This window comes from Actinosynnema sp. (assembly GCF_052038725.1).
In genome coordinates this window covers 1-6,637 of record NZ_JBQGCX010000172.1, presented here as the reverse complement: position 1 = coordinate 6,637, position 6,637 = coordinate 1, and the positions used below count along the sequence as shown (strand labels likewise).

Here is a 6,637-nt window from a genome sequence, read left to right as displayed (position 1 = left end):
TGGTTCGGTCACGCCCGACACTGAACGCACCCGGCAGTGTTTCACCTTCACGAAGTTTTTTAACGACCTCTTCGATCCGAGCTTTACCGAGTTGGGTCAGCTCACTCCGAAGTTTAGCCTCGTCACAATTATGAACGAGGACTGGCCTGATGCCTGCGAGCACATAATACGTGTGCACACCTTCAACGGTCAGGTCGTACACCGGCTCGAAGTGGGTATAGTCCCGGACCCCGACAACCTCGGGTGACGCCCCATCGACCGAGGTCAACCGGTCACCGACCGCTAGTTCGCCGATGTTGACGAATCTACCCTCGGCATCGACCCACACAGGGTGCCACGAGGTCGCGTCGACCGTCCCGCTCTCGCCGCCCTCACCACGCACGACCAGACGAGTCATATCGCCCTCGTCCGAGTGGACGAAGGTCGCCACCACGTCGCGGTCCGTGGTCTCCCCGGTCTCCGGATCGGTCGCCTTGACACGGTCGCCCAACTCGACCTCGGAGATCGGTTTCTCCGAGCCGTCCGCCATCACGACCTTGGTCGCTCCGACGAAGCTGTGGTTGGGACAACTGGCCCCACCACCACCAAGTTTCCGCTGTTGCGACCTCAGTACCGCCCGCTCGGCGGCAGCGGTGATGTCGTCGACCCTGCGCAGGATCGCCCGTGCGTTCCGCACGGTGTCGACCAGCGAGTCAACCGCCTTGTACGCCTTGTAACCGGCCTCCAGGACACGCCCGACCTTGCCGAACGGCACCAGGTCGAGAACCAGCCCGCCGCAGGCCAGGATGTCACCCCTACTGAAGCAGTCGACGATGTCATTCCAGCCCGAGATGTCCTTGATGACCTCCCAGGCGACTTCCTTGACCACGTCCCACTTCGTCTTGTGGGCGTTCGCCAGCGCGCTCTGGTACTCGGCGTCGCTGATCCCAGCCGCGCGCCGACTCTGCGCGGCGAACTGCTCAACCGTCTGCCCGCCACTCGACGAGTTGGCCTGCCGCTGCTGCTGCCGCTGGTAGTTCTGCTGCGCCTGGCGGTCGGCGTAGTAGTCCTCGGCTGTTTCGTGGATGCCCTGGTACCGCGGCAGGGGGCACAGCACCCCGTCGATGCCGCAGTGCCGCAACCCCGTCGGGTCGCTAAAGGTGACCGGGCTGTTGTTGCTGTACGCGTACCCGTTCATCTGCTGCGGGTCGTTGTTGTCGATGACCGGGTCCGCGGTCAGGAACCGACCCGACGCACCGTCGTACAACCGCGCACCGACCTGCGTCAGCCCCGACTCGTCATTGCGCCCGCCCACGAAGCCCAAGCGGTCCGGCCACACCGACGGCAGGCCGCCGCGGGCCTCGCCGTACGGGGTCTGCCTGCGCCGCTGCGGCTCCAGGGTGTCCGGGTGCACCGACATCTGGTTGGTGCCCTGGTGGTCGGCGATGACCCACTTCAGGCCACTGACGCTGTTGCGCACCGCCACGACCTCGCCGCCGTGGCTGTACTGCCGGGTCCAGCTCGGCTTCGACGTGCCCTTCTCCAGGCGGATCTCCTGGCCGAACACGTACAGGGTCGTCGCGGACGGCTCGCGGCTGATCAGGCGTGAGCCGTCGGCGTCGTAGAGGTAGGTGGACTCCTTGCCGTCCGGGTTGCGGACCTTGGAGACCTTGCCCTCGACGTCGTACTCCAGCACCTGCCGGTCACCACCGACCAGGCGCGAGGTGGTGTTCCCCGAGCGGTCGTAGGCGAAGGTGTCGATCGAGTCACCGGTCGGGCTGGTCGTGGTCACCGAGGTCGCGGTGTGCGGCTGGGGCTGGCCCGCCGCCGGGTAGGCGGTGGTGCGGACGGTGTCCCCGGCCTTGTCGTGCTGGGTCTCGGTGAGCCGGTTGCCGGTTTTGTCGAACGTCCAGGAGTGCCAGTACGGTGCGGCGCCGCCCAGCGCTGCGGTGGACCTCACCTCGTTGCAGTCACCCGTGGACGGGGTCCACGCGTCGGTCATCCGGCGCAGGTGGTCGTAGGCGAAGCACTGGATGTCCGGCACGGTGCCCGAGGGCGCGTCCGCGATGCGGGTGATGTTGCCGGAGGCGTCGTACGCGTAGTTCCGGTTGGCCAGCTGGGTCGTCCGCGTGGAGAGGGCGTGCACCTCCGACGTCACGAGGCGGCGGGTGCCGACCTCGTAGGAGTTGGTGACCGAGACCTGCTTGGCTCCTGTTGTGCCCGCGTTGCCGCGCACCACCTGCCTGACCTCGCCGAACGAGGTGTAACTAGTGGCACCGACGTAGATCTGCCTGCCGGACGTCCGCTCCAGCATGCCGTTGGACGTGTTGTAGCGGTGAGTGATCGTCTCGCCTTCGACGATCACGCTGTCACCGGAGATGACCTCGTCGAGAGAGGTCGCGGCGGGCTTGCCCGTGGCAGTGTAGGTCTGGGTGGCCCGGTAAGTGGTGCCCAGCACACCTTCGACCTCAGGGATGGTGATCTCCGTGCCGGTCGGCCGTCCGGCGTTGTCGTACCCCGTGGTGCGCGTGGTGTACTCGGCACCGTCGACCAGCCGCCGCGACAGCGCGGGCATTCCGATGCCGCCCTGGACGCTGTCGTACTCCCACTCGGCCAGCTTCGTCCCCTGGGGCGAGCCCTGGTAGCGGGCGGTGGGGCGACCGAGCTGGTCGTAGGTGTTGGCGACCGTGCGGCCCTCGGCGTCGGTGGTGCTGGTGATCTGGCCGAGCACGTTGACGGCGATCGTGCTGTGCCCGGTGTCCGGGTCGTCGGTGCTGACCTTGCGGCCGCGCAGGTCGTAGCCGTAGCGCCAGGTGTTGCCCGTCGGATCGGTCACCGTCTCCAGCAGACCGGCCGCGTTGTAGGTGTACTTCGTGGCGTCGTACGCGCTACCGATGCCGTTCTCGTACTGACGCTTCTCGGTGGTGCGCCCCTGGGCGTCGTTGATGATCGGCGTGGCCGGGCTGCCCGCGGGCGGGGTGGTGTGCACCTGGTCACCGCTGTACGCGGTGGTGGTGCGCCACTTCTCCACGTCGTCGACCCGGAAGATCGCCGCGGTGACGCGGCCCATGCCGTCGTGCTCGGTGACGGTCTGGTTGGGGGCCGCGTTGTCCAAGGTCAGCACCAGCTTGTCGCTGGGCGGCTCGGCGTTGTAGTAGAGGCCGTTGGTCGTGTGCGCCAACCCGCGCGAGTCGTAGCGGATGTCGGTGATCTGGCGACCACCCTGCTCGTACGGCGTGGGGATCTGGGTCTGCCGCTGGCGCATCAGACCGTCGTAGAGCGTGTAGCTCGTCAGATAGCCGTTATCGTCCTGGCGCTGCTTGGTGACCACGACGCTGGGACGGGTGGTGTTGTACTGGTACTCGAACAAGGCATCCGCAGACACCTTGTTCTTGTCGCGTCCAGGCGTCCAGGCTGCGACCAGCCTGCCCAGCGCGTCGTAGGAGAGGTCGGAACGCCGGTTGTTGGCGTCCACCGAGGCGACGGACGCGCCCCAGGCGGCTTCGACGTGCTCGGTCGCGCTGTGCCCGAGCGGGTTGGTGCTCTTGATCTGGGCAGGCGCCCCGGTCGCCGGGGTGTACTCGGTGCGGCTCTTCTGGCCGCCCGAGTCGGTGATCTCCAGGGGGCGGCCGTAGCCGTCGTAGGTCGAGGTGGAGGCAGTGATCCACTTCTGCCCCGAGGTGTCCCAACCGTCGAGCACCTCGGCCTTGGTGATCAACCCCTTGGTGGGGGCGGCTCCGTGCTCCTGACCGTCGTAGGACGAGCGGGCGGAGGACAGGATCGTCTCCGGTGACGCCTGGACCTCGCAGGTGCCCTTGACCGTCTCGACCTGCTTGGCGTAAGTGAGCATCCACGCGGTCTCATTGCGGGCGTGCTCGGTGCGCGTGCAGCTCTCGTCACCGGTCACGGCGAGGTCGCCGTGGTCTTCCGCAGTGGTCGGGATGCCTTCGGCGTTGAACGTCTTGACGACCTTGGTGCGCCGCCAGGACCCGTCCGCGAGCTTGCTGCGCCCGCGCACCGCGGCGACACCGCTGACGAACGCCTTGCGGCCTGCCACGTCCTCGGCGGTCGGAGTCTCGGGCAGGTAGGGGTCATTGACCGAGGCGGACACCAGTTCGGTGCCGTTGTACTGGCGCATCTCGCGCACCGCGCCGCGCAGCCGGTCATCGTCGCGGTGCGGTTCGCCCTCGCTGTTCTCGACGTCCACGCTCCGGGTGCCGTTGGACAGCTTGTCGCCGTGCATGCCCCGGAAGTAGACGGTCTCGGACGCGCTCTGCGCGCTGACCGTGGTGCCCTTGGTGATGCGGACGGTTTCGTAGCCGCGCCACTGCGACCAGGTGCGGTGCTTGTCTTGGGCGAAGTCGTTCTCGTCGAAGTGCCAGGCGGGAGCACCCTTGTACTCGTAGTAGGTCGGCATGGCCAGCGAACCGCCGGTGCCGGAAGTTTGGGAGACCGAAGTGACGACGTACTTGTGAAACCAGTCCTGGATTGGCTCCGGCGCCCCATCAGGGCTCCACCACACCGGGTAGCAGCGCAGGGTGTTCCTGTCCGGTGCCTCGGGCATCCTGCTGCCCGGCACGCAGTCCGGGTCACTGTAGGTGACCTCGGTGACTGCGCCCGCCTCGCCGACGATGTTGGCGATCCGGTAGCGGGTCCACGGCATCCCGTGGTCGACCCCGTCCACCCGGTTGGCCAGTGCCTTGTAGGTGAACGTGGTGGCGGGCAGCGTGATCGTTCCACCGACGTGACCGCTGTGGACGATGGAGCTGAGGTTGAGCGAGGGCCCGTTTCCGTCGCCGGTGGGCAGGTAGGCGTGCTCCAGCTTCCAGGAGTCCACGTCCTGCCAGCCGCCGGACCGGGAGATCCGGGTGATGACCTTGGTCAGGCGCTTGCGGCTGAAGAAGGACGGCGAGTTGCGCTGGGTGCACTTCTCGTCAGCGGCGCAGAGCTGGTCAGCGGGCACGTCCGGCCAGGAGCCGGGCGAGGTCTTGATCTTGTCGGGCGCGCAGTCGACCGTGTCGTTGGGCAGGCAGCGCTCGGCGGTCTCGAAGTCGACCTTGGCGGCCGGGGTGGCGTACGGGTTGTCGGCCCGCAGGCCGTACTCGATGCGGTTGAGGTAGCCCTCGCGCACGTAGGGGGTCGTCTTGGCCGGGTCCGCGTTGCGGCCGTAGTGGTTGACCTCCTTGTTGTAGTAGTAGGTGGTGACGTTGCCGTTCGGGTCGACGACGTAGTCGAGGTTCCAGCGGTACGCCTGCTGGCACCACGAGGCGTCGAAGGTTCCCTTGTTGCAGGGCTCGCTGGTGTTGTTGCCGTAGACGGGGACCGTCCAGGCGGAGTTGGTCTCCGGCTTGCCCTCGCTCCAGCCGGGGAGCCGGTTGAGGCCGAGGAAGTACTGGGTGCCGTCGGGAGTGGTGACCTTCCAGTGCTCGCCGACGTCCTTGCCCGCGTCGCCCTCGTCACCGTTGGCAGCGCCGGTGAGCAGCTCGATGCGCGCGCCGTCGTCGCTCTCCGGACGCCACTTGCCGGTGGTCTTGTCCTTGACGAGCTTGCCGGACACGCCGACGAGGCTGATCGTGGCGTTCTCGGTGGCCCAGCACTGGTCGCCGGTCTTGGTCTGGCCGTTGTTGCCGCCGAGGTCCTGCGAGCAGGACTTGTAGGAGCGCTCGATGAATCCGCCGGGCGAGGCGTCCCAGCCGTCGCCGAGCCAGGAGGCCTGGTTGTTCGACGCGGACGTGCGGCCGTCGACGCTCTGCGCCGAGTAGCCCAGCGACACCGAGGGCACGCTGCCCGCCACGGCGGGCGGGACGCGCAGGGGATAGCCGTAGGTGAAGTCACCGGAGGAGCCACCCGCGTTCCACGAGCCTGCGGCGGCCAGCGAGGTGGCCGCGAAGGTGCCGGTGGAGCTGCCTGTGGCCGCGCTGACCGCGAACACGGCGGGCTGCTCGGCGTTCAGGCTCACGGTGCCGGAGAGCGAGTGGGCGGCGGTGTTGTTGGCCGCGTTATCGACCGGGGTCTCGACGCGGCACTCCGCCTTGTCCGGTGTGGTCAGCGCGCAGGGGGGCAGCGCGCTGAGCTTGAGGCGCGAGCCGAACCCGCCGCCGAAGGCGTCGGCGAAGGAGCGGTAGTCGAAGGTGATGTCCAGCGGCTTGCCCGAGGCGTTGCCCCGGTCGGCGACGCTGAACACGACACCGTTGCCGACCAGGTTCTTGCTCTCGTCGCGGTCCTCGACCTCGACGCGGACCTTCGCGCCTTCGTCACCTTGCGCGGCGGCCCGGCGCTGAACGGTGTCACCCGCGACTGTGACGGCGACGGGGGTTCCCTCGACCGGCACGGGCGTGCCCGCGACGCGGGCGGTTGCCTGCGCGGGGGTTCCGCCGTCGGCGGAGAGGTCGAGGTCCGCCGCTGCTGGCTCGGGCCAGTGCGCTTCGGCGGGACCGGTCAGGGCGATGGCGGTGTTCGGGTTGTCCGGGAGCGGCGTCTCCGGTGCGTCCTGCACGGCGACGGAGGTTTCCTGCGGTGGCTGCGGAAGCTCGGCTCCGGGGTCGGCTGTGGCCACGGCCTGCCCGAAGGCGACCGTGAGCACGACGACGACACCCAGCGCCGCTGTCCGCTGTCTCCAGGACGGCGATCCAGCGCTCAAGGCGTGGCTCCTTGTTCG

Annotated in this window: 1 protein-coding gene; it reads right to left on the bottom strand. The window is 68.2% G+C overall.

Going from position 1 to position 6,637, the window contains the following annotated elements; all coding sequences use genetic code 11:
• Window positions 1–6,619: polymorphic toxin-type HINT domain-containing protein (locus ACTUAL_RS03205; protein WP_440899218.1), on the bottom strand; the 6,619-nt coding region annotated here is incomplete at its 3' end.
• Window positions 6,620–6,637: the final 18 nt, after the last annotated feature.